This is a genomic window from Polaromonas sp., assembly GCF_012927415.1.
GTDB lineage: Bacteria > Pseudomonadota > Gammaproteobacteria > Burkholderiales > Burkholderiaceae_C > Polaromonas.
The window spans coordinates 1-3,192 of sequence record NZ_JABBPF010000192.1 but is presented as its reverse complement, the minus strand read 5'-3'; the positions used below and the strand labels follow the sequence as shown (position 1 = coordinate 3,192).

Here is a 3,192-nt window from a genome sequence, read left to right as displayed (position 1 = left end):
CGGGCCGTCATCACCGCGCCGCGCGATGCGGCGGCGTTGCGCCGTGAAATTGTTGACATGCGCGAAAAGGTACACAATGCGCGGCCGGTGAAGGGCGGGAAATTCGATGTGAAGCACAGCAGCGGCGGCATGGTGGACGCTGAATTCGCGGTGCAGTTTCTGGTGCTCTCGCAGTCCGCGCACCACCCGGAGCTAATCGACAACGTCGGTAATATCGCCCTGTTGCAGCGCGCTGAAACCGCCGGCTTGCTGCCCGCTGGAATCGGCCAGAACGCCGCCAGCGCCTACCGCGAACTCAGGCGCGTGCAGCACCACGCCCGCCTCAATGAAGAACCGACCCAGGTTGCGCCGGCCGAGCTTGGAGCCGAGCGACAGGCCATTCGTGCGCTATGGGCTGCGGCCTTCGAATCAAACCCTTGACCCCTCCACGCGCTCAAAAGCCGGTGCTGCGTTCGCAGCATGTGGCTAGCCATGCAGAAAGAACGTTTCCGATGCCCGCATCTGACACCTTGCGCCGACCGGTGCACACGCCGGTTTTGTGGCTGTTTCAACTTTGTCTGCCGCTGTATGTGTTTTGGCTGGCGGGCTGCGCTATTGCGCCGGCCCCGCCACCCATGACCAGCACGGTTCCGGCGCAGTGGCAGGCGGCTTTGCCAGCGCAGGCCACCACGGCAGCGCTAGCCCACAAAGGCAGCCTTGGCAATCTGTCCAGCTGGTGGGAACAGCAAAACGACCCCTTGCTGGTGGAGTTGATCATGGCCGCCCAAACCGTGAACCCTTCCGTTGCGTCTGCGCGCTCCAACATCGAGCAGGCGCGCGCCAGCCGCGTGGCCTCTGGGGCGGCAACGCTGCCCAAACTGGATGCGGCAGCGAGCCTCAGCCGCAGTCGCCCTCCCCCGGTGAACAAAACGAGCCCACCGCTGGCAAGCACCGCGCAGGCCGACCTCAACGCGTCATGGGAGCTCGACCTGTCCGGCAAGCTCGCGGCCAGCCGCGATGCCGATCAGCAGCGTCTTGAAGGCTCGAAGGCGATGTGGCATTCGGCCCGCGTGTCGGTCGCCGCCGAAGTGGCCAACCAGTATTACAGCCTGCGGGCCTGTGAAAAACTGCGGGAGGTGGCACGCGCCGATGCGGCTTCGCGGGGTGAGACCGCGCGTCTTTCGGCGCTCAGTACCAAAGCCGGTTTTCAGGCTCCTGCCAGCGACGCATTGGCCCGCGCCAGTGCCGCCGACAGCCACGGCAACGCCACGGCGCAACAGGCCTTGTGCGACCTTGACATCAAGGCGCTGGTGGCCCTGAGCGGTCTGGACGAGGCTGAACTGAGGGAAAAGCTGGCACGGGCTCCGGCCGACACGGCACAGGAGGTCATGCTGCCTGTCGCCAGCGTGCCTGCTGAAGCACTGGCGCAGCGGCCCGATATTTTCAACGCGGCGCGCGAGGTGGACGCCGCCAGCGCGGAGGCAGGCGCGGCCCGTGCCCAACGCTATCCCCGGCTGACGCTCAGCGGCTCCATCGCCACGACCAAAACGCTTTCACGCGGCGCGGCACAGCGCTTCGACAGCTGGACCATCGGCCCGCTGCAGCTGACTGTCCCCCTGTTTGACGGAGGCGCCAGCAAGGCCAATGTGCAGGCTGCGGATGCGCGTTATGCGAACGCCGTGGCGCAATATCGCGCAAGCGTGCGCCAGGCGGTCCGGGAGGTTGAGGAAGCACTCGTCAAACTGCAAAGCACGGCTGAGCGAAGCGGCGACGCCTTGACCGCCGCCGAAGGCTATCGCGCCTCATTCACCGGCACCCAGGCGCGCTATACCGCCGGCCTGGCCAGCCTGGTTGAACTGGAAGATGCCCGGCGCACCCTGCTGGCGGCCCAAAGCACGGTGGTCCAGCTGCAGCGCGATCGCCGCAGCGCCTGGGTGGCGCTGTACCGGGCGCTGGGCGGTGGCTGGACGACCGACAGCCTGCCGCCGACAGCAACTACCGACATTTCCTTCGCCGTCACGCGCTGACACGGCGGCCAGCCACCATTCCGACCCATCCGACCGCAAAACCCAACCGCCATGAAAAACTCAAAGCGCACGCTGATAGCTATTATTTTTATAGCGGTAGTTGCGCTTGCCATAGGTGCAGCAGCTTTTTTTTACCTCAGGCCCGGGGCGGCTGAAAAACCCGCGCCGGTGATGGCCAAACCGGCCCTCACGGTGACCACCGCGCTGCCAACGCAACTCAGGCTGCCCGTCAAGCTCAGCGCCAACGGCACCATCACCGCTTGGCAGGAAGCCATCATCGGCTCCGAATCCAATGGCCTGCGGCTGTTGCAGGTGCTGGTCAATGTGGGCGACAGCGTCAAGGCCGGCCAGCTGCTGGCGGTGTTTTCCGCCGACAGCGCGCAGGCTGACACAGCCCAGGCGCGCGCCAGCCTGCTGGAAGCGCAGGCCACCGCCCTGGACGCCGCCGATAACGGCGCACGCGCGCGTTCGCTAGAGAGTTCGGGAGCGCTCAGCGCGCAACAGATCCGCCAGTACAACACCGCCGAGCAGACCGCCCAAGCCCGCGTGGACGCCGCTAAAGCGGTGCTGGCCGCACAGCAGTTGCGCGGCCGCCAAACCCGCGTGCTCGCCCCCGACAGCGGCGTGATTTCCGCGCGTACCGCCACCGTGGGCGCGGTGGTGGGTGCGGGCACCGAGCTGTTTCGCATGATTCGAGGTGGGCGGCTGGAGTGGCGGGCCGAAGTCACCTCGGCCGAGCTGGGCCGCATCCAGGCCGGCACGCCCGTCACGGTCATAGCGGCCAGCGGCGCACAGCTTGAAGGCCGGGTGCGCATGGTCGCGCCGACCGTCGATCCGCAAACCCGCGCTGCGCTGGTTTATGTCGATTTGCCGGTATCGGCCGGGACCGTATCGACTGCCAAGGCCGGCATGTTTGCCAGGGGTGAATTCGATCTCGGCAGCACAACCGCGCTAACCATTCCCCAACTCGCGCTGGTGGTGCGCGACGGATTTAACTACGTGTTTCGCGTCAATCCTGACCAGCGCCTCACCCAGCTCAAGGTACAAACCGGGCGGCTGGCCGGTGACCGGGTCGAGATCACCTCGGGCTTAGCTGCGCAGACCCGCATCGTCGTCAACGGCGCAGGCTTCCTGAACGACGGCGATCTGGTGCGCATCAGCGACGTTTTAGCGCCAAATCCGCCTC

Annotated in this window: 2 protein-coding genes and 1 pseudogene; all 3 read left to right on the top strand. The window is 66.3% G+C overall.

Features of this window, described 5'->3' with window-relative positions; genetic code table 11:
* Nucleotides 1-420: pseudogene (locus tag HHJ19_RS15850) on the top strand (glutamine-synthetase adenylyltransferase); the annotation flags it as partial.
* A 71-nt stretch (nucleotides 421-491) separates the two neighbouring features.
* Nucleotides 492-2,006: an efflux transporter outer membrane subunit gene (locus tag HHJ19_RS15845; protein ID WP_296908836.1), complete on the top strand. Its 1,515-nt coding sequence runs from the start codon at nucleotides 492-494 to the stop codon at nucleotides 2,004-2,006.
* A 51-nt stretch (nucleotides 2,007-2,057) separates the two neighbouring features.
* Nucleotides 2,058-3,192: efflux RND transporter periplasmic adaptor subunit (locus tag HHJ19_RS15840; protein ID WP_296908835.1), on the top strand; the 1,135-nt coding region annotated here is incomplete at its 3' end.